The sequence below is a fragment of the Flavobacterium sp. N1736 genome, from assembly GCF_025947065.1.
GTDB lineage: Bacteria > Bacteroidota > Bacteroidia > Flavobacteriales > Flavobacteriaceae > Flavobacterium.
In genome coordinates, this window is sequence record NZ_CP109994.1 from 4,752,975 (window position 1) to 4,774,907 (window position 21,933).

17 protein-coding genes and 2 tRNA genes are annotated in these 21,933 nt (G+C 33.4%); 7 read left to right on the forward strand and 12 right to left on the reverse strand.

The genetic code is table 11. The features are described 5' to 3' along the window. Window positions 1-3: 3 nt before the first annotated feature. The 3 genes from OLM54_RS20165 (at window position 4) to pdeM (ending at window position 4,834) form a co-directional block, all read left to right on the forward strand. A complete protein-coding gene (locus OLM54_RS20165; protein WP_264536330.1) occupies window positions 4-1,605 on the forward strand; it encodes an ATP-dependent DNA ligase in 1,602 nt (533 codons plus the stop codon). Between the two features lie 102 nt (window positions 1,606-1,707). After that, on the forward strand, window positions 1,708-4,167 hold the full coding sequence (locus OLM54_RS20170) for a ligase-associated DNA damage response DEXH box helicase (protein ID WP_264536331.1): 2,460 nt from the start codon (window positions 1,708-1,710) through the stop codon (window positions 4,165-4,167). Window positions 4,168-4,198: 31 nt separating this feature from the next. Continuing rightward, window positions 4,199-4,834 (forward strand): ligase-associated DNA damage response endonuclease PdeM, encoded by a 636-nt coding sequence (gene pdeM, locus OLM54_RS20175; RefSeq protein WP_264536332.1) that lies wholly within the window; start codon window positions 4,199-4,201, stop codon window positions 4,832-4,834. Here pdeM and apaG read toward each other — a convergent pair. From apaG to map, 7 genes are all read right to left on the reverse strand, one after another. Further along, window positions 4,831-5,217: a Co2+/Mg2+ efflux protein ApaG gene (apaG, locus tag OLM54_RS20180; protein WP_264536333.1), complete on the reverse strand. Its 387-nt coding sequence runs from the start codon at window positions 5,215-5,217 to the stop codon at window positions 4,831-4,833. The two genes, pdeM and apaG, sit on opposite strands and share 4 nt — an antisense overlap. Before the next feature lie 80 nt (window positions 5,218-5,297). Then, entirely contained in the window at window positions 5,298-6,557 is a 1,260-nt protein-coding gene (locus tag OLM54_RS20185; RefSeq protein WP_264536334.1) for a DUF5103 domain-containing protein, read from the reverse strand. Window positions 6,558-6,823: 266 nt separating this feature from the next. After that, complete coding sequence (locus OLM54_RS20190) at window positions 6,824-9,730, reverse strand: DEAD/DEAH box helicase (RefSeq protein ID WP_264536335.1); 2,907 nt, start codon at window positions 9,728-9,730, stop codon at window positions 6,824-6,826. Window positions 9,731-9,851: 121 nt separating this feature from the next. Further along, window positions 9,852-10,625 carry a class I SAM-dependent methyltransferase gene (locus OLM54_RS20195; protein WP_264536336.1) on the reverse strand — a complete coding sequence of 258 codons (774 nt, stop codon included), beginning with the start codon at window positions 10,623-10,625 and terminating at the stop codon, window positions 9,852-9,854. Between the two features lie 81 nt (window positions 10,626-10,706). Next, a complete protein-coding gene (locus OLM54_RS21660; protein ID WP_319802292.1) occupies window positions 10,707-10,916 on the reverse strand; it encodes a GxxExxY protein in 210 nt (69 codons plus the stop codon). Then, window positions 10,906-11,031 (reverse strand): GxxExxY protein, encoded by a 126-nt coding sequence (locus OLM54_RS21665; protein WP_319802293.1) that lies wholly within the window; start codon window positions 11,029-11,031, stop codon window positions 10,906-10,908. The genes OLM54_RS21660 and OLM54_RS21665 overlap by 11 nt, the downstream gene beginning before the upstream one ends. 125 nt (window positions 11,032-11,156) lie before the next feature. Beyond that, window positions 11,157-11,975, reverse strand: a complete 819-nt coding sequence (gene map / locus OLM54_RS20205; protein ID WP_264536337.1) for a type I methionyl aminopeptidase — start codon at window positions 11,973-11,975, stop codon at window positions 11,157-11,159. Window positions 11,976-12,235: 260 nt separating this feature from the next. Here map and OLM54_RS20210 point away from each other — a divergent pair, with 260 nt between their 5' ends. Beyond that, window positions 12,236-13,492, forward strand: a complete 1,257-nt coding sequence (locus tag OLM54_RS20210; protein WP_264536338.1) for a DUF445 domain-containing protein — start codon at window positions 12,236-12,238, stop codon at window positions 13,490-13,492. 64 nt (window positions 13,493-13,556) lie between these two features. Here OLM54_RS20210 and gpmI read toward each other — a convergent pair whose 3' ends face one another. After that, the gene (gpmI, locus tag OLM54_RS20215) at window positions 13,557-15,074 is read right to left on the reverse strand and encodes a 2,3-bisphosphoglycerate-independent phosphoglycerate mutase (RefSeq protein WP_264538589.1); all 1,518 of its coding nucleotides are present in this window, start codon (window positions 15,072-15,074) and stop codon (window positions 13,557-13,559) included. A 140-nt stretch (window positions 15,075-15,214) separates the two neighbouring features. Next, window positions 15,215-17,644, reverse strand: coding sequence for a carbohydrate binding family 9 domain-containing protein (locus OLM54_RS20220; RefSeq protein ID WP_264536339.1), 2,430 nt, complete (start codon window positions 17,642-17,644; stop codon window positions 15,215-15,217). 286 nt (window positions 17,645-17,930) lie between these two features. Between OLM54_RS20220 and OLM54_RS20225 the strand changes: the two genes are divergently transcribed. Next, complete coding sequence (locus OLM54_RS20225) at window positions 17,931-18,653, forward strand: murein L,D-transpeptidase catalytic domain family protein (protein ID WP_264536340.1); 723 nt, start codon at window positions 17,931-17,933, stop codon at window positions 18,651-18,653. Here the strand turns inward: OLM54_RS20225 and OLM54_RS20230 are convergent. Both OLM54_RS20230 and OLM54_RS20235 read right to left on the reverse strand, forming a co-directional pair. Further along, window positions 18,642-20,231, reverse strand: a complete 1,590-nt coding sequence (locus tag OLM54_RS20230; RefSeq protein ID WP_264536341.1) for a L,D-transpeptidase family protein — start codon at window positions 20,229-20,231, stop codon at window positions 18,642-18,644. The two genes, OLM54_RS20225 and OLM54_RS20230, sit on opposite strands and share 12 nt — an antisense overlap. A gap of 1 nt (window position 20,232) precedes the next feature. Continuing rightward, window positions 20,233-20,670, reverse strand: coding sequence for a GNAT family N-acetyltransferase (locus tag OLM54_RS20235; RefSeq protein WP_264536342.1), 438 nt, complete (start codon window positions 20,668-20,670; stop codon window positions 20,233-20,235). Between the two features lie 133 nt (window positions 20,671-20,803). On the opposite strand from OLM54_RS20235, the gene OLM54_RS20240 reads away from it, so the two are divergent. Together OLM54_RS20240 and OLM54_RS20245 are read left to right on the forward strand one after the other, a co-directional pair. Then, window positions 20,804-20,876 (forward strand) — tRNA-Gly (locus OLM54_RS20240). 106 nt (window positions 20,877-20,982) lie between these two features. Then, window positions 20,983-21,055 (forward strand) — tRNA-Gly (locus OLM54_RS20245). A gap of 115 nt (window positions 21,056-21,170) precedes the next feature. On the opposite strand, the gene pepE is transcribed toward OLM54_RS20245, so the two are convergent. Further along, window positions 21,171-21,878, reverse strand: coding sequence for a dipeptidase PepE (gene pepE, locus OLM54_RS20250; protein ID WP_264536343.1), 708 nt, complete (start codon window positions 21,876-21,878; stop codon window positions 21,171-21,173). Between the last annotated feature and the right edge of the window lie 55 nt (window positions 21,879-21,933).

A 21,933-nucleotide genomic window follows, 5' to 3' on the forward strand; every position in this document is an offset into this window, starting at 1 on the left:
ACAATGAAGAATTTCGCCCAACTTATAAAAGTTCTTGACAGTTCGAACAAAACGAATGTAAAAGTCGACGCGTTAACAATGTATTTTAAAAATGCATCGCCGGAAGATAAAGTCTGGACAATCGCGATACTTTCACATCGACGTCCGCCAAGACCTGTAAATACTACTTTGTTGCGTAATTGGGCAAATGAACTGGCAAATATTCCGTTATGGCTTTTTGAAGAAAGTTACCATATCGTGGGCGATTTGGCCGAAACAATCGCCTTGATAATCCCAACCACAAAAGAACATTCAGATAAGAGTTTAACTGAATATCTACAGGAAATTATCGCCTTAAAAAAGAAATCAGATCCTGATAAAAAAGAATATTTACAGCAAAACTGGCTGGCATTAAATTATTACGAACGGTTTGTTTTTACCAAATTAATTACCGGAAGTTTTAGAATCGGCGTAAGCCAAAAATTAATGACCAGAGCACTTTCTAAAGCCGAAGATGTTGATGAAGATGCTTTGGCGTATAAATTAATGGGAAATTGGGATCCAAATACAATCACTTTTCAGGAATTGATTCTGGACGAAAAAAACAGCGATTATCTATCAAAACCATATCCGTTTTATTTGGCGTATCCAATTGAAGGTGAAGTTGATAGTTTAGGAAATCCCGAAGATTGGTCGATAGAACATAAATGGGATGGAATTCGGTCGCAAACCATTATCCGTGAAAACGAAATTTATGTATGGTCAAGAGGCGAGGAGTTAGTAACCGATAAATATCCGGAGTTTAAATCTTTCGTTGGTTTGATTCCGGATGGAACCGTAATTGATGCCGAAATTTTAGCATTTCCGGAAGGCGAAATTGGAACTTTTAATGATTTACAAACCAGAATTGGGCGCAAAACCATTTCAGCAAGTTTACTGGAGAAAGTTCCCGTAATATTAAAAGCATATGATATTTTAGAATGGGAAAGTCAGGATATTCGCCATTTGCCGTATGCAGAACGAAGATTATTATTAGAACAATTATACGATTCCATAAAAGATAAAACGCGTTATTTTCAATTATCAGAAAGAGTATTGCTCCATTCCTGGGAAGATGTTACGAACGAAAGAATGCGTGCCCGCGAAATGAAAAGCGAAGGTTTGATGTTAAAACGCAATAATTCTGCCTATTTGGTAGGAAGAAAAAAAGGCGATTGGTGGAAATGGAAAATTGAACCTTTGGTAATTGATGCCGTTTTAACCTACGCCATGCGAGGTCACGGACGAAGATCAAATTTATTTACCGATTATACTTTTGCACTTTGGCAGACAAATGACAACGGCGAAAAAGAATTAGTCACATTCGCAAAAGCCTATTCCGGTTTAACCGATGCTGAATTTAGAAAAGTGGATGATTTTATAAAGAAAAACACATTAGAACGATTTGGTCCCGTTCGAAGTGTAACGCCACAATTGGTTTTTGAAATTGGCTTTGAAGGAATTGCGCTTTCAAAAAGACACAAAAGCGGCATTGCAACCCGATTTCCAAGAATTTTAAGATGGAGGCATGACAAAAAAATCGACGAGGCAAATTCGATTGAAGACTTAAAAAGCATGATTTCTTAAAAGGTTCAAAGGGACAAAGTAACAGAGTTTCAAAGAAAAAAACTTTTGGAAACAGCTAAACTTTGTCTCTCTGAACTTTGCAACTTTGAACTTTATAAAAAAATGAACAGAGACGAACTATATACAATTGCAGAAAATTGGTTTCAGGATCAGGGCTGGAAAGTTTTTCCGTTTCAAACCCAAACCTGGACAGCATTTTTGCAGGGAAAAAATGGTTTATTAAACGCTCCAACCGGAAGCGGAAAAACGTATGCATTATGGTTTCCGATAGTTCTGGATTACATGAAGAAAAATCCTGATTTTAAAAACAAGCATAAACCGGGATTAAAAGCAATCTGGATTACGCCTTTGCGGGCACTTTCGGTAGAAATAAAACAAGCTGCCGAGAGAATTGTCGAGGATTTAGATTTGCCATTGACCGTAGGAATCCGTTCCGGCGATACTTCTCAAAGTGAAAGAACAAAGCAAAGTAAAAAAATGCCGGATTTGCTTATAACAACTCCCGAAAGTTTACAATTGCTTTTAGCATCAAAAGAATTTGCAAAAACTTTTGCCAATTGTTCTGCCATTATTGTCGATGAATGGCATGAATTGTTAGGAACAAAACGCGGTGTTCAAATGGAATTGGCTTTATCGCGATTAAAAACAGTGGCACCTAAAATGCGAATCTGGGGAATTTCGGCGACAATTGGTAATCTTGAATTGGCGCAGCAAGTTTTATTAGGATTAGATTCTGAAGCCTATAAAAACTCTGTTTTGATTAAGGCGAACATCAATAAAAAAATAAAAGTGCTTTCGATTTTACCTGAAAAAATGGACAGTTATCCGTGGCGCGGTCATATGGGTTTGCATTTAATTGATGAGGTTGCAAAAATAATCCGCAAAAGCAAAACGACTTTGATTTTTACCAACGTGCGATCAGCCTGCGAAATGTGGTATCAGGCAATTCTCGAAAAATATCCTGAGTTTGCCGGAGAAATGGCGATGCATCACGGAAGTATCAGTAGAGAAATCCGGCAATGGGTTGAAAACGCGATTCGAAATGAAGAATTAAAAGTTGTCGTTTGTACATCAAGTCTGGATTTGGGAGTTGATTTTGCGCCAGTTGAAACCATTATTCAAATTGGCGGTCCAAAAGGTGTCGCAAGATTTTTGCAAAGAGCCGGACGAAGCGGGCATCAACCGGGAAAAGAAAGTGTTATTTATTTTCTCGCCACTCACGCTATAGAATTAATTGAAGCATCGGCACTAAAAAAAGCAGCTGAAAGAACAATTGTAGAAGATCGGATTCCGTATTTGAATAGTTGGGATGTTTTAGTGCAATATTTAAATACACTGGCGGTTTCTGATGGTTTTTTTCCCGATGAAATTTTTGAAGAAGTCAGGAAAACATTTTGTTATCAAAATATAACCAAAGAAAACTGGAATTGGATTCTCAATTTTATCACCAACGGAAGTCAGAGTTTACAAGCGTATGATGAATACAAAAAAGTAGAAGTTGAAGAAGACGGACGTTTTAAAATAAACAGCCGGTTAATTGCAATGCACCACAGAATGCAAATTGGGACTATTATTGGCGACGCTGCTCTTAATGTTAAATTTTTAAGCGGAGGTTTTATCGGAACAATTGAAGAATGGTTTGCGTCTAAATTGAAACCCGGAGATGTTTTTACGTTTGCAGGAAAAAAACTGGAATTGTTTCGGGTTAAAAATATGCAGGTATTGGTTAGAAAAGCAGATCCTAAAAAAACGTCGAAAACAGTAAGCTGGATGGGCGGACGAATGGCGCTGTCTGTACAAATGAGTGAATTGTTGCGCGAAGAATTATATGCCGCAAATACAGAGAATCTAACACCGGAGTTAAAAGCCTTAAAACCCATTTTTGACAGACAGCGCAAAGAAAGTATCGTTCCTGATAATAACGAGTTTTTAATAGAAACATTTAAAACAAGAGAAGGATTTCATGCCGTTTTTTATCCTTTTGAAGGCAGGTTTGTGCATGAAGCTTTGGCGAGTATTTTGTCATATCGCATTAGTTTATTATCTCCAATCACTTTTTCTCTGGCTTATAATGACTACGGTTTTGAACTTCTTTCGGATCAGGAAATTGATATGCAGGCTGTTTTTGATAATGATTTATTATCTTCGGAATATGTGCATCACGATTTACAGAAAAGTTTGAATTCTACCGAAATGGCGCGAAGAAAATTCAGGGATATTGCCATTATTGCAGGTTTGGTTTTTACCGGAATGCCCGGAAAACCAATTAAAACCAAACATTTACAAAGTGGTTCTCAATTGCTTTTTGAGGTTTTTCGAGATTATGAACCTGATAATTTATTGCTTCAGCAGGCTTTTATAGAAACATTTGAACATCAGTTGGAAGAAGGACGTTTAATTCAGGCTCTGGAAAGAATTAACAGACAAACGATTGTATGGAAAAGATGCAATAAACCAACACCATTTAGCTTTCCGATAATTACAGATCGACTCAGGGAAAAATTATCTAGTGAAACTTTACAAGAAAGAATTAAAAAAATGACAGCCAGTTACATGAAATAATTTCTGGACTGATTTTTGGATAAAAATTGACATGAAAATAATAATAAACAATCAGGATTTTATTCTGCATAAATCCGGTGCGGTTTTTTGGGAGAAAGAAAAAATGCTTTTAATTTCTGATGTACATTTAGGGAAAGTAGCGCATTTTAGAAAACACGGAATGGCGATTCCAAACGATGCTATTTTTGAAAATTTTACACGCTTAAAAGCCGTTTTAGACTTATTTAATCCAAAGACAATTGTTTTTTTGGGCGATTTGTTTCACAGTAAAATCAATAACGAATGGGATTTATTTGTAGAATGGACCAAACAATATTCGCAGAAAATAATATTGGTTGAAGGCAATCATGATATTATTTCAAAAGAATATTATGCAGATTTAAATATCGAAATTTATACAGAATTAGAAATAGACAGTTTTCTATTAACACATCATCCAACAGAAAAAGAAGGTTTTTTTAATTTTTGCGGACATATTCATCCTGCCATAAAATTAAAAGGATTGGGAAGACAATTTTTAAGTTTGCCTTGCTTTTTTTTAAAGCCAAATCAATTAATTTTTCCGGCTTTTGGAGAATTTACGGGGAATTCATATCTAATTCCATCAGAAAATGACAAAGTCTATGCTATTACAAAAGAAGGAATTATTGAAGTTGCAATAAATTAATTTAATGCAAAAGGAGCGCACATTCTAAAAGTAGGAACAATTACTTTGAATGTTTTTGTAGTTGTAAAATTGATCATATTAAAATGACCTTTCATTGCTCCGTAAGGAGATGAAAGCAAACAACCTGAACTATACGTGTGATTTTCGCCTGGTTTTAAAACAGGTTTTTTTCCAATAACACCTTCACCGTCAACAACTTCAATGTCGTTTAAGGAGTCAAAAATATCCCAGTGACGAGATGTTAACTGAACAGAATCTTTACTGTGATTTTCGATTGTAATTACATAACTAAAGGCAAAATGAATCTTGTAGTTCTTGAAGTAAGTACCTTCAAAACTAGTTAAAACAGAAATTTTTATGCCTCTTGTAATCTGAGAAACCATACTAACGTAGTATATATGTGAGTGTTATACGGGCAAACTTACGAAAAAAAATCGTTTAGCCGAAATCCTTTAACAATGTTTTAATTGGTGATATTGATCGAGTTAGCATTTCCTTTTCCAATAACTCTTTCATATCGATCAGAACTTTGTTTGTAATAGACCAATATTGTGTATTCATTTTCGGTTTGATAGAAGTTGCCGTCAATCGCATTTTCATAATCAACAGTACCTTTTTTGTCTGCCACTTTATACTCAAAATTAGTAAAACCCTGCTTGATCATTATTGCTTTTTCGTACACCGCTTTATCTGTATTATAATCCATTTTGTTTTCTGGTGACAGGCTGTAATTATTGAACATTCCGGTAATATAAATGTCTTTGTTTAACCTGAAAGCAGGAGCAGAAAGCGTAAAGTAAACCCAGGCATAATCGGCTTCGATTTCATTGTTGGAGCCGTTGATATTCTTAACAACAAAATTTCCGTTTACATCTTCATAATTGGTATAAATTTGATTTCCTCTTGCCAGATTGGTGTATAAATAAGAATTGTAAATATCATTATTAGAACCCACTTTTCCCACATTATTACTGGCGGCGCGAATGTCTTTATTTTCAAAATATAAAAATTCATTTCCAGCCCAAAAAAGCGTTTCCTGCCCATATTTATAAACCAATTGATTACCAATCGTATATTGAGGCGGAATATTTTTAATGCTCGTGTTAAAATCTCCGTTTTGCAATAAAAGGACTCTCACATTTTGCAAAGGCGTTTGAAAAGCAATATCATTTGAAAGTATCGTAAACTCTAGATTTTGCATATAATCGATATTGCTGAGGTTACGGCTTCTTTTTACCTGAGCCGCAACAGTCGACTGTTCTTCATATAAAATAAATTTTCTGGAAAAAACGACTTCTTTATCCTCATTCAGGATTTTTATAATATAATTTCCTGAAAGTCGCAATTGGGTTGTAAACTGATTCGGAAAAGCAAGTCGGTAATGAGAATACACCTGAAGCGTATTAAAAGAATTGGAGTAATCTGTAATTCTTTGATTGTCAAAACCACGAAGAAAATCTGTTTTCGGAATATCGGTTGGTTTCCAGTTATAATCGCAATGCGTAATATCAAAATAATAATTGGCTTCATTGCCAAATAAATCATCAAATTGCAGTTCAAATGTAGAACCTAATTCGAATATTGGCACAACATTATTTCCGTTTTGAACAAACGAAACAGTTTTGATATTATAAGCAGGAATAACTTCGGTTTGTACTTCCTGGGCTGTCGCCGAAGCAAAAATGAAAAACAAAAGAAGGTTCTGAAACAAAAATTTTGGCATCTTATTAAGTTGTATGAACTCGTTCGTATAATTTTTTTAACACATAGAAACATAGATTTTGTAATTTCAAAAAAGGCGTTTCACTTATTTAAAATGCACAAAGTCGGCTAGGTGTGAGAAATATATTTCTCTTTTATATTCTTAATTCACACATAAAATCTATGTTTCTATGTGTTTAAATTATATCCGGCGCGTTTGTAAAATTGTAAATATAACAATTTATACAACGAAAAATAGTACATTTTATTGGTTTTAAGAACAATTTATTAGGAACTCAAAATGTAATCTAAATTTACTTCTATTTCGTCGTTGATATAACTTTCCTCTAAAAGTGAATCAGACAGAAGCTTTTTATTTTCCTGCAGTTTAATTATTTTTTCTTCAACCGTATTTTTAGAAATAAAACGAATAACATTTACTTTATTTAATTGCCCAATTCGATGTGCCCTTCCAACTCCTTGTTTTTCTGCAAAAGGATTCCACCACGGATCTAAAAACAAAACGTACGAAGCCTTGGTGATGTTTAAACCAACGCCGCCCGCTTTAAGCGAAATAAAAAATAACAAAGGTTGTTCTTTTTCCTGAAAAAGTTTTACTTGCTGTTCTCTTTTTGCAGCAGGAGTTTCACCTGTAATTTCACAAAAAGCTATTTTATTTTCCTTACACCAGGAAGTATAAAAATTCAAATTGGTAACAAACGAGCTAAAAATGATCGTTTTTTGTTTTCCTTTTACTAAATTTTCAAGATAATTTGTGACTGCAATATATTTTCCGGAATCAATTTCAGAATCCTGATCGACCATTTTTGGATGATTACTCAATTGTCTTAGCTTCATCAAAGTGTTGATAATGCTAATTTTATCAGGACCAGATCCATCAGTTTTTAGTAAAAAATTACGAGCTTTTGATTTTTCTTCTTCATAAAGTTTTTCCTGTTCAGGATCCATATTGCAATAATAAATCTGCTCTGATAATTCCGGTAAATCTTTTAAAACCTGTTCTTTGGTTCTTCTTAAAATATAAGGCTGAATAAGATTTTTTAATTCAGATAAACTATTTTCATCCTGCTTTTTCTCAATCGGAATTTTAAAATTCTCTGCAAAAAAAGTATAACTTCCCAAAATATCCGGATTTATAAATTGCATTTGCGACCATAAATCGTCCAGTGAATTTTCGATAGGCGTTCCGCTTAAAGCGATTTTATGAGCCGTACTTATTTTATTAATCGCTTTAAAAATTTTAGAATTTTTGTTTTTAATGTATTGACTTTCGTCTAAAATTAAATAGCGGAAATTGCATTTTTCTAAAATTGAAATATCACGATGAACAATGCTGTAGCTCGTAAAAATTAAATCTGATGATTCTAATCTGCTTGCTAATAACTTTCTGTCGTTACCAACATATTGCACTTTCGAAAAATGCGGAGTAAATTTTGAAGCTTCGTTATACCAGTTAAAAACCAGTGAAGACGGCAAAACAATCAGCGTTTTTAAAGGTTCTCTTTCAACAGTAGTTTCATTTTGAAACAAATCAAAATTCGAGGTTTTTGTTGTAAAACCTAATTGTTCCTGAACAGCAACCAAAACAGCTAAAGTCTGCAATGTCTTACCAAGTCCCATATCATCGGCAAGACAAGCACCTAAATTTGAATTAAAGTGACCTAAAAGCCATTTTACACCGTCAATTTGATAAGGTCTTAAAGTTGCTTTTAGTAAATCAGAAGCACTATATTCAGCATTGTAAATTGGTTCAGCATCATTTTTGATTTCCGGAATCGCATCTAAAGCAGCAAAATTACTTTTGCGTAAAAGCAGATTTCCGTTTTCTGTTTTCGCCAGTTTTGCAAGCGAACTATATTTGCTCAGCCATTCTAAAGGAATCAAAAAATAATTTCCGTCAGGCAGTAAAAAGAGTCTTTCCTTGCTTTTTATGTTTGGAATAATTTCGCTGAAATTAATACTGAAATCGTCAATAGTAATGATGATTTTGATATCAAACCAATCTCCTGTTGTTTCTTTTGAAGTCAAAACACTATGGTTTTGTGTAATGATTTCTTTGCTTTCCAGTTTTAAATTCTGAATCGTAAATCCTAAACTTTCCAGCTCTTCTTTACGATCAATAATAAACTGAATATTAATGTAAGGATCGTTAACTTCCGTATCAGAATTCAATCCGAATAATTCGTTTTTGATTTTTATTAAACCAATTTCAATTAATTTATCTGTATATAAAGTTTCATCAGCACTTCGTTTAAACTGAATTATTTTAGGCTCATTGATAATGCTAAAATCAACAAACGAATGTGTTTTTTTAGTTTTACCGGCATCAAATAAATAACCATTATAATCAAAAAACAGATTAAGGTAATAACAGTTTTTGAAGAAATCATAAACAGGCTGAATCGTGCAGAAAATAATGGTATCACGAAGTTCAATTTCAAAACCAGTTGCCTGAATATCTATTTTTTTGGCTATTTCAGGAATGAAATTTTTAAAATAATTATCAACTAATTTCGAAGGTATTTCGATTGATTTTTTGGTTAAAAAAGGCGAAAGTTTTTTAGCATTCAAATCTTTTAGCTGTCCTAATTTTTTATCTATAATTAACCAGCCCGGTTCATCTAACAGCATGTCAACGCTGCTGTTCATGGGTAAAAATGTAGTTTCGTTTTCTTTTAGAGACAACGTATAGGTAATTCCTTCAGAATGCTTGTCAAATTGAATTTGAGGTACAAAATACAACGGATTTGTATGAACTCTGGAATGATAAAAATCTTTTTCAACGCCCAGATTAATCGATAACGGAAATTGGTCTTCAACAATTAAACTGTAAAAGGCACTTAAATTTAGCTGCAAATGCTGACGAATTGCAAAATCAATTTTGGAATCTTTTTGTAAATCAGCAATTGTTTTTGCCGATTTAATTTTGGCGCTAAACTTTTTAAATATAAAGTCAGGCTTTAATGATTCGCAGGCTGTCAGTATTTTTTTTGTATTGGAATCTAAATTTTCAAATACAATTCCAAAACCTGAAAGCACATCGGCACTTGCTTTTTTATTTAAATACTTGATTTCATCGGTATCCTCAACGATATAGGCTGTTGGGATATAAACATTCAGGTTTTTTTCAAAACTGATGTCAAAACAAAACTGAAATGATTTTGAACGTTCCAAGATTAGGGGTGGTTTGATTGATTTGGGAAGCTGTCTAAATTTAAAAAGTTTTCAAAATATTAATAATTTGAAAACTTTTTAAATGAACTTATATCACTTATATAGTGTAAAAAATATGTGTTTAGTTTTCTTGTTTGAAACAAAGTGGAATAATTTCGCCTTTTGCCAAACAATATTTTTCTACCAATTCAGGCGCAATTTTATTCGTATAATCTTCTTCGATTACGATAAAACCAATGCTTCTTAATTTGTCAAAATAATCGCGTCCATAAATACGTACGTGATCGTATTGACCAAAGATTTTAGCGCGTTCTTTTTGATCTGTAATGGTATCGTCAGCAAAAGTTTTTTCTCTCGATAAGTCTTGTGGAATTTGTAAAACTGCCATTCCGCCTGGTTTTAGTACACGAAATAATTCCTGCATTGCTTTTGTATCATCCGGAATATGTTCTAAAACATGATTACACAAAATAACATCATATTCATTGTCTTTGAAAGGCAAATTACAAATGTCTGCTTTTACATCTGCCAAAGGCGAAAATAAATCTGTTGTAGTATAATCAAGGTTTTTTTGCTTGCGAAATAATTTGTAAAATGCTTGTTCCGGAGCAAAATGCAGCACCTTTTTCGGAGCTGTAAAAAAATCTGTCTGATCGTTTAAATACAACCAAAGCAAACGGTGTCTTTCTAACGAAAGTGTACTTGGCGAAAGCACATTATTACGTTGTTTTCCGTATCCGTAAGGTAAAAATGATCTAAAGCTTTTTCCGTCAATCGGATCAGTAAATTTGTCTCCTTTTAATGATAAAGCCAAAATCGGACGCGCCACATAACTCAAACGAATTAATAATGGGCGAGGGATTGTGTTAAGTACTAATTTGAAAAGTTTTTTCACGGTTTAATAGATTTGAACACGAATTTCACAAATTTACACGGATTACCGTAGTGGTGAAATTTCACGAACCTTTGATTTGGGTTAAAGTATTATTCTTTTATATTTTAGGCTGTCCTCTCCAAAATTAACTAGTAAACCTAGTTTGTTTTTTGATGCAGCCAGATAATTTAATGTTTGTTTAATTTCGCTAGTAGAAAGAGCTGCAATTGCTTTTAATTCTAAAATGATTTCATTGAAAATTACAAAATCAGCAAAATAATAACTCGATAATATAATGTCCTTAATAAGCAATATTATATTTTAATTCTCGATTATAAGGAATTTCATTTCTTTGAAACTCATATTCCAAAGCATCACCATACACTTTTTCACTATGTCCTTTTCCTAAAATTTTATGGACTTCCATACAGATTCCTATAATTTTATAAGACTCTTCTCTTAAATATAATTCATTCATCATTTATTCAATCAATCATTTATTCAGTGAAATTTGTACACGATATTATTTCGTGTTAATTTGTGAAATTCGTGTTATAATACTAACGGCACTTTTCGAAATTCATCTTCTTCATTGCTTTCAATTCCTAACGCTTTATAGATATATTGAAAAGTCGATAATAATTCTGGTTTTCCATCAATTAAGGCAACGTCGTGTTCAAAATGTGCACTTGGTTTTCCGTCAGCGGTAAGGATTGTCCAGCCGTCTTTAAGTTGTTTGATGTTTCTGGTTCCCATATTAATCATTGGCTCAATTGCAACGACCATTCCTTCAACAAAAAGCTTTCCACGACCACGTTTTCCGTAGTTTGGCATTTCTGGTTCTTCGTGCATTTTTTGTCCTACACCGTGACCAACCAGTTCACGAACAACTCCGTATCCATGAGCTTCGGTATATTTTTGAATCGCGTTTCCAACATCTTCAACACGATTTCCGGCTTTAAATTCTCTAATTCCAACATAAAGAGATTCTTTCGTTACTTTCAAAAGTTTTTTAACTTCCGGCGCAACTTCTCCAATTTCAAAACTATAAGCGTGATCACCGTGATATCCGTTTTTAAAAGCACCACAATCCACAGAAATTACATCTCCGTTTTTCAAAGGTGTATTATTTGGGATCCCGTGTACAACTTGTGCATTTGGACTCATACAAAGTGAATTCGGAAAATCGTACAATCCCAGAAAACTAGGAACTGCGCCATGATCGCGAATAAATTCTTCGGCTAATTTGTCAAGATATAATGTAGTAACTCCTTCTTTAATTTCAGAAGCAATCATTCCTAATGTTTTAGATACGATCAAAGCACTTTCGCGCATTAATTCAATTTCCTCTCTTGTTTTTTGGATAATCATATTTTTCAGATTTTCAGTTCGCAAAAGTACAATTTTTAATATAAATTTCAGGCTAAAATTTTCCGTGATGAATTGGTTTTTTTTCACCACGATTTGCTTCGCCTGTTTGCTATCGCTCGAGTCACGAATGAATACAAATTATTTATTTGGCAATTAATATATAGTTTATAAAAATTCGTGAATTCGTGGCAAACTTCAATAAGATTAAAGTTTCTTTTTGACAGAAAAAACGTAAATTAGTAGTAAAAACGTTTACAATCATGAAAACTCCAATAGTTCAGGAAAATATATCCAAAGAAAAAGCTTTACGAAAAATGAAAGGAAATGCTTTGGCACTTTTAGGTTTTGCGGTCCTTTTATTTATAATTGCTATTTATTTTAAAATTCCGATGCTGCAGGCTTTTAGCGAAGCGGCAATGGTGGGCGGAATTGCAGATTGGTTTGCAGTTGTCGCTTTATTTCGCCATCCGATGGGAATCCCGATTTGGCATACAGCAATTATTCCGACCAAGAAAAATGAGATTGGAGAAAATTTGGGAAGTTTTGTTTCAGAAGAATTTCTGAATCGTGAAAAGCTGGAAATTAAAATTGAAGAATTCAACTTTGCTACAAAAGCTTCAGATTGGCTTTCGCAGGAAGAAAATGCCAATAAAATTGCCAATCTGGTTGCTGTAAATATTATTCCGGGTGTTTTAAAAACCATAAAAGACGAAGATATAAAACGATTTATTCAGGTTCAGTTTAAGGAAAAACTCGAAGGAATTAATTTTGGAGATTGGGTTGCTTTGGCATTAGAACCTTTGCAGAAAGGAAATGTCAAAGATGAATTATTGACGAATCTTTTGGGAGTTATGAGTACAGAATTGGCTAATAATAAAGAACTGATTCGGAAAAAAGTAAAAGAATCAACGCCTTTTTTGAGTTTTGGCTTAGCCGATAAAAGTATCTCAGAAGGTATTTTTAATGGATTGGCGGAGTTTTTAGATGAAGCCAAAAATCCTGAAAGTGCCGTGAGAATTAAAATTGACGAATACGTTTATAATTTTCTGGATGAAGTCAAAAACTCAGAAGAAATGAGAATCAAAATAAACAATCTTATTCTGGGTTTTGCCGGTAAAAAAGAGGTTCAGGATTATGTAAACGGAATTTGGGATGAAATAAAATTGTCGATTTCTAGCGATTTGAAAAAAGGGGATGAATCGTCTATCAAAAAAAATATTGCTGGTTTAATTCAGGGTTTTGGAAACGGAATACAAGAAGACGCTGTAATGATCGACAAAATCAATAATTTTATCAAAAATGACTTATTATCAGTGCTTTTAAATAATAAAAAAGTAATTGGCGATTTGATTTCGTCAACCGTAAAAAGCTGGGACGGAAAAGAAGTTTCTGAAAAATTAGAACTGGAAATTGGTAAAGATCTTCAATACATCAGAATCAACGGAACTTTGGTTGGCGGACTTATCGGGATTATAATTTATTGCGCCGAATGGACGTATCATTATTTTGTTGTTTAACAATGAAACAAAAAAAGACGCACAGAAGTGCGTCTTTACAATTTATATGGTGAAAAATGAATTTCTACAACAGCGAATGACAAGTCATTGCTGCCGGTTGCTGAACGCCCATTAATTCTAAAATAGTAGGGGCGATGTCGCCTAAAACACCATCGTTTATGTTTTTTAATTGTTTGTCAACCAAAATAATCGGCACCGGGTTTGTTGTGTGTGCGGTATTTGGGCTTCCGTCAGGATTAATCATGGTTTCACAATTTCCGTGATCGGCAATTACAATTGTAGTATAATCGTTTGCAAGAGCGGCTTCGACAACCTGTTTAACACATTTATCAACAGCTTCACAGGCTAAAATTGCAGCGCTCATGATTCCTGTATGTCCAACCATATCGCCGTTGGCAAAATTTAAACACACAAAATCAACTTCACCTTTATTTAATTCAGGAACAAGAGCTTCTGTAAGTTCAAAAGCACTCATTTCGGGTTGTAAATCGTAAGTAGCAACTTTAGGAGAATTTCTTAAAATTCTGGTTTCACCTTCAAAAGGAGTTTCTCTACCACCGGAAAAGAAGAACGTTACGTGTGGATATTTCTCCGTTTCGGCAATACGAATTTGTTTTTTGCCGGCTTTTTCTAAAACTTCACCAAGAGTTTCGGTAATATTATCTTTGTTATAAACCACTTTTACGTTTTGGTACGTTTCATCGTAGTTTGTAAGCGTAACATAATACAGGTTTAATTTGTGCATGTTTTGCTCGTGAAAATCCTGCTGCGAAAGTGCTTCTGTAAGTTCACGACCTCTGTCTGTTCTAAAATTAAAGAAAATTACAACATCGCCTTCAATAATTGTAGCCAATGGATTTTCGTTTTCATCAACCATTACAATTGGCTCGATAAATTCGTCTGTAACCTGATTGGCATAACTGTCAAGAACACTCGCAACTGCATTTTGAGACGGAGTTCCTTTTGCATTTACCAATAAATCATACGCAAGTTTTACGCGTTCCCAGCGTTTGTCACGATCCATTGCATAATAACGACCAATAATCGAAGCAATTTTTACGGGAGTTTCTTTAATATATTCATCTAAATCGTGAATGTATTTTGCTCCGGATTTCGGGTCAACATCACGACCATCTGTAAAAGCGTGAATAAAAACATTTTCCAGACCATATTCCTGAGAAGCATCGATTAATCCGCGTAAATGAGAAGTATGAGAGTGAACACCTCCATCAGAAACTAATCCTAAAAAGTGTACTTTTTTGTTATTTTCTTTGGCATAAGTAAAAGCATCAATAAGTACTTGCTCTTTTGCAAGGGTTTTGTGTGCTACTGCCAGATTTATTTTGGCTAAATCCTGATACACAATTCTTCCGGCACCAAGATTCATATGACCCACTTCGCTGTTTCCCATTTGTCCTTCAGGTAAACCTACGTTTAAACCATCAGTTCTAAGTTGTGCGCTTGGGTAATTTTGGTAGAGACTGTTTATAAAAGGAACATGTGCATTGTCTATTGCAGATACTTTAGGGTCAGGAGATTTTCCCCAACCATCTAAAATCATAAGGATAACTTTTTTGTTCATCATTTTTAGTTTTCTACAAAGATAAACCATTTATAAAATGCGTAAGAAAGCAATGCCACAATTTATATTTAATAAAATGAATTGTCTTGAAAAATATTAATTTAATTATATATGTCTTTATTTTTTAAAATTAATTCACACTACGCGCGCTTTCTAATCTTATTTTTGACAGCATTATAGTCAATAAAGTATTTTACGCTTACTGAAAAAACATGTTTTAGTGCCGTATTATTTAGCAATTCAGCAACATTAGATTTGAATTCTTTGTCAATCGTACGTTCAAAATTAGCCGCACTATTTCGGTATAAAATAGAAACCTGACTTCCCGGTGCAAACCACCATGAATAGGATAAATCTGCGTTCCAGGAATAAAAACTTGAGTTTTTGTTTTCGGTATATTGAGGATATGGAGATAAAGTTCCGTCTTGTTCAAGCTCGAGAATATCTTTATTTTCTGCATACGACCAATATTGACGAATGGCTAAATTAAGTGTCATTGCGCTGTTTATGGCATATTTACCTCCTAATGTATTGGCATACGTAATGACATTTCTATTTGCAAAAACAATAGTTTCAGGCGTACTTTCATTATTGTCGTCGTCAGTACTGTCTATATAACCTTTATTGTTGTTTTTTCTAAAATAACTAAAAGTATAAGTCAACAAAAGTTTATCATTAAAACGATATCTTGGTCCAATATCACAGCCGTAGTTTATTCTTCCTGATTCATCAAAAAACAATAAGGACGGATTTAAATCTAAAGCAAATTTATGATTGTAATTGGTTGAAATACTGCCCCACCATTCTATTCTTCGCGGAAGCGCTACATATCTGTTTTCGGCTCTTGGCTCATAATAATCATATGATTCTAAAGGATAAAACGTAATTCCTGTTCCGTAATAATTATTTTTTACAGTCGTCAGGTTTACATTTGCATTGATACTGTTATCCTGTATTTTTCCGGATTCTTTGTTGAATTCCGTATACATATTATAATTGATCTTAAAACTATTAAAAAGCTTTGTCGGGTTTAGAATTCTGTAATTCGCATTCCCGTAAAAATTATAATAATTGGTATAGAAATTAATTCCTAAATCATTCGGGTCAAAACCTTTAGAAACAAAATCTGAACCAAAACTGTAGCGGTAATTCCCGCTTGTTTCGGCAAAGCCAATAGTCGAATAAATACCGTTCTTGTCTTCTTCGGCATTAATTAAACTATATTTTACATTTCCGGATAAATTATAGGTATTTGCTTTTGTGTTCAAATCCCAGGCTAAACCGGTTACATTGGCGTCGCGGTAATGTCCGTTTCGGGAAACATTTGTATTAATTAAAGTTACCGATGAATTTTTGCGGAAGCGCTGATCTAAGACCAAAACATTATAATTTGTCAAAGGTTCTACAATCTCGCGTCTGGTTGCTCCGGTAATTGTATCTTTTATTGTGGCAAACGTTTTTTCGGTAACCGCATTTAAAATCCCAATTCCTAATCCGTTTTTAGTTCTTCCCGAAACTTTTAAAGCGTTTATAAGATTAACATTCTGAACATTGTCGATTATTTCTTCATTGTCATTCAAATCCGGATCAATAGAAGGTTTTCCTCCAATTCTTCTCGAATAAAACATATTTCCTTTATTGAACAAATCAGTTCCTTCGGTAAAAAAAGCTCTGTTTTCGTTAAATTGCTGTTCAAACGGACCTAAATTCAGGATTTGATCGTCGTATTTTGTCTGACCAAAATCAGGAATTAAAATAGCGTCTAGCGTAAAAGCATCATTAATTCCGTATTTAATATCCATTCCGCCCTTAATTGTTCCGTACGTTTTTTGACCATCGCCGGCGTTTAAATAATAAGAAGCATACGGCATAAAAAACAATCGGGTAGGAGGTTTTATGTTTTCAATACCTTCAAGGTTACCGTTTTGCTGTGTAAAAGTGCCAATTTTGGTGTCAATTAAATTCCAAGTATATTTTTTACGTTCTCTTTTAATTTCCCTGAAAAAATTAATTCCCCACGTTTGTTTGTTTTCTGCAGAAAATCGTAACGCGGCGTAAGGAATTTTAATTTCCACAATCCAGCCTTTATCGTTTAATGTTGCCTTGCTAATCCAAACGGCATCCCAGGAATAATCCTCGCCAATAGCATCCGTCATAATGCAATCGCCCTGAACATCTGCGGCAGATACAAAAAACTCAAAATTTTGCTGACCGTCGTTAAACCCATTAATGAAAACGCCAAAAATATCAGCAGTTCCAAAATTATCGCGTTGCGAAATTTCTTTTAAAATCTTATCAGGTTCATCATCATACAGAGTTGCGCCTATATAAATAGCGTCATTATTATATAAAACCTTGATTTCTGATCTTTTTCCTTCCGGAATAGGTTTTCCGTTATCGGGGTCAAACATTACAAAATCTGAAGCGACAGCAGCATTTGCCCAGGCGGCTTCGTCTAATTTTCCATCAATCAAAATAGATTGAGAAATTGATTGCGCCTGCAGGGTTTTCTTTTGGCTGTAACCGAAAGATGCATATAATAGAAAACTAAAGAAAACTAACTTTTTCATTTTATATATGAAGAATACTTAAAATAATATAGACATTCAATTATGTTAAATGTTACACTTTAAAATCTAAAATTTATATTTTTTTAATATTGTAGGGTTACAGCTACGCATTAAAAGTTAAAATCATCAGCGAAAATAAGTTTTTTCCGTCGATATCATAATTTTTTGTTTCCCATTTGTTAAATTTTAAACAAAAAGTCACTGATTTACAGTCTTTTATTTTGTGCGCTGTATTTTTTTTATACTTTTGCTGAACCCAAATTTATTATTAACCTAAAGAATTTCAATGATTTACAAAATTTATCCCTTGTTGGTATTTTTGCTATTGTCTTTTGGAAAAGACACAAAAAATACTCCCGAATTAAAAGAGACGGCTAATAGAACTCTTGCTAAAGTTGAAAAACTTAGTGTAGATGCTAAAATTGAAAGTGTTTATAATACATTAAATTCTAACCATTTCGAGTTACCTGAACTTAGAACTTTTTCTGAAGCATTAAAAGGCTTTTACTTATTGAAAGAGAAAGGAATTGTTAAAAAAGACATTCTAACGCTGATTGATTTCAGTTTGTCATCCAACATCAAACGCCTTTGGGTAATTGATTTAAATTCAAATAAAATTTTATTTCATTCTTTGGTTGCTCATGGAAGAAACACGGGAGAAGAATTTGCTGATGCATTTTCAAATTCAAATTCATCTTTTAAAAGCAGCTTAGGTTTTTATGCAACCGGTGAAGTTTATCAGGGAAAACATGGTGTTTCACTAAAATTAGATGGTTTAGAAAAAGGAGTAAATGATCATGCCCGCGAAAGAGCTGTTGTGATGCACGGTGCTGATTATGTTTCTGAATCGTTCATCAGAAATAATAAAAGATTAGGCAGAAGCCAGGGTTGTCCGGCAATTCCGTTTGAATTAACAAACGAAATTATCCAAACAATAAAAGATAAATCATGTTTGTACATCTACCATCCGTCAAGAAGTTTTGCGATGGAAGAAAAACTAATCTCTTAGTTTAGCGTACAAATCCGAATCAAGATTATAAATATCAGCTCTGAAAATGAGCTGATTTTTTTTGCTCCATGCTGTCCAATACCATTGGTATAAAGCATATTTTTTGGTAATTCTGATGTTTATTGTTTTTTTTGTTTCAATAATAGAATCGATTTTTTCTTTCGGCCAATTTGTTGCGGTACTATCATTTAAAATATGTTCTGCCAATTCTAAAGGATTTTCAATACGAACACAACCGGAACTTAGCGAGCGATTATTTCTTCCAAAGTAATTGCGATGATTTGTGTCATGTAAATATACGCTGTGATGATTTGGAAATAAAATTTTCATTAAACCCAGAGAATTATTGTAACCCGGACTTTGTACATAGCGGTAACTGTTAGGTTTATTTTCGTTCCAGGCTTTTGGATCGACTTCACGACCGGCAGAATCAAATATGGTAATTCTTTTTTTGGCTAAATAATTCCTGTTTTTTTTCATTTCAGGAATAATATCTTCTTTCAAAATAGTGGGCGGAACGGTCCATGTAGGATTAAAAACAACCGTTCTTAGCTTTGAGGTAATAATAGGAGTTTTTCTTTTACTGGTTCCCACAACAACATTTCGCACAAGAGTAGTATCCTGACTTTCAACTACATTTAAACTGTAATTAGGAATGTTAATGATAAAATAATTGTCAGCAAAATTATTATTATACCATCTCCAGCGTTCTAAATTTGCAATTATTTGTTGTTTTCTTTTTTCTTTAGTAAAATTTAAAGCACTCAAAGTTCCAACGCCAATAACGCCGTCAGCAGCTAAGCCGTGTCGTTCCTGAAATCTTTTTACAGCTTCGAATGTTTTTGTGTCGTAAATGTTAGTCAAACTATCTTTTCCGGTTAGATCTTTCCAGAATAAAAGCTTCTTTTTGATGTTTATTAAAGCATTATTAGTATCCTTTAATGTTATTTTATCGACAGATTTTATAGTATCAGTTGCTTCTTCTTCAGGAAAAGTATTAATGATTTCAAGCGCTTTTAGTAATTGCTTGTAGGTTTGCGATTTCGACTGAATATTTTCGACAATACTATCTAATTTATTCTTGTTGAAAGCTTTAATCAGCGTATTGTTTGGATCGAACGTTTTTTCTTCCAGATCCCAATCCGTATATAGTTTTTTAGGATTTAGTTTTCCTTTATATAAATGACTTAGATATAATTCAAAATTATACGTTAGTAATATATCGTAAGTTGCTAATTGCTTGTCATTTAAAGAGCTGATTTTTTTCTCGTATTTTTCAAGTGTCGAAGCCTTATAATCTTCAGGATTTAAACCTAATTCATCAGACTTTTTTAATTGAGATAAAACGTAGGTTCTTTTTTTAAGATTTCCCCAAACGCTTTTGTTATCAGATGCAATATAAAATTGTTTTAAGGTTTCACTTTTAAAAACATTTATTAATGAAGTGTCTACAACTACTTTTCTTTCATCAGTAAGAATAATTGCCGGTGGAGGAGTTTTTACACGAATAACTTTAGGTTCATCTTTTTTGCAGCTAATAAAAATACAGATTACAATCAGAAAGTAGAGTTTCTTCATTTTATAATTTTTTAAACATTAAATAGTGTTCGCCGACATCTTTTATATCAAAAGGCTCGCCAATTATTTGGTAATTCATTTTTTTGTAAAACCCCACAGCTGCTGTTCTGGCGTTAAACCAAATTAAATCAACGTTTTGTGCTTTGCAAAAAAATTCACAATGTTTTACCAGAGCTTCACCGTATCCTTTTTTTTGATGATTTTCAAGAATAGCCATTCCTCGAATCTGAGCTTGATTTTCGTCCGCAAATATAGTGTTGGTTTGGGAGAATAACGAAATAATTCCTATTAATTCTTCGTTGTCAAATAATCCAAAATGATGTGTAGATTTTAAATCATCCCCTTCAAAGATGCAGCTTTCTATTGGTTTTCCCTTTCTGAGAACGGGTTGACGAACAATATAGGTATCTTTTGAGGGTATTTCTTTGATAATATTCATAATTTGTAAAAATAAATAAATGTATAACTTTTTAGTTTTAAATAGGTTATAAGGAATAGTTGTTTTTTAATTAATTTTTTTAAAAAAAAGCTTGTTTTGAACTGAACTTATTTTTTATATTTGCACCAGTAATGCGAAAGTAGCTCAGTTGGTAGAGCTCCAGCCTTCCAAGCTGGTTGTCGCGAGTTCGAGCCTCGTCTTTCGCTCTAAAAAACCGAAGCTTTATTGTTTCGGTTTTTTTATCAAACTTAAATAATTATTATTTTTTATTTTTTTAAATCATTTAATTGTTTATATTTGCACCCTGTTAATGCGAAAGTAGCTCAGTTGGTAGAGCTCCAGCCTTCCAAGCTGGTTGTCGCGAGTTCGAGCCTCGTCTTTCGCTCTTCAAAATCCTCAAACATCTGTTTGGGGATTTTTTTTTACCATTAAGATATTAAGCATTGAACTTTATTTTCTTAATATCTTAATGGTAAAAAAATTTAATGGTAAAAAAAACTTTATTTCAAATTACTCAAATCAGTTTCTGTTTCTAATTCCTGAGGATTTTCATTTTGCAGGAACAAACGAGCTTTTAAATTTCCTTTCAGGGTGATTTTTTCTCCTTTTACTTCAAGCCAGCTTCCTTCTCTTAAACCTAAAACCGGAATCGAGTTAAAAGCATGAAATTCCTTAATTCTCGTTTCGCGGGTTTCTCCCATATGTTTTGATTGTAAATCGGCATCTAAATAATGCGGATTTAAATTAAAAGGAATCAAACCCAAAGTCTGGAAACTTGGCGGATAAACAATTGGCATATCGTTCGTAGTCTGCATCGATAAACCGCAAATATTACTTCCGGCGCTTGTACCTAAATAAGGTGTTCCGTTTTTTACGGTTTCAGAAAGAATCTGCATCACATTATGATAGTATAATTTAGTGACCAATAAAAAAGTATTTCCTCCTCCGGTAAATATTCCTTCGGCATTTTTTATGGCGTCTTCGGCGTTTTCAAATTCATGAATTCCTTTTACATTTATGTTAATTGCTGCAAATGCCTGCGACACTTTTGCGGTATAATCATCGTGCGAAATTCCGCCCGGACGTGCGTAAGGAATAAATAAAACGCTTTTACAATTTTTAAAATGGACTTGTAAAGTAGGTAATAAATACTCTAAATAGCTGCCTTCGTGCAATGTAGATGTACTGGCAATAATAATGCTTTTCATAAAATTTAAGCTCAGATTGTTTCGGCTAAAGATATTAAAAACTCCTTTTTAAGAC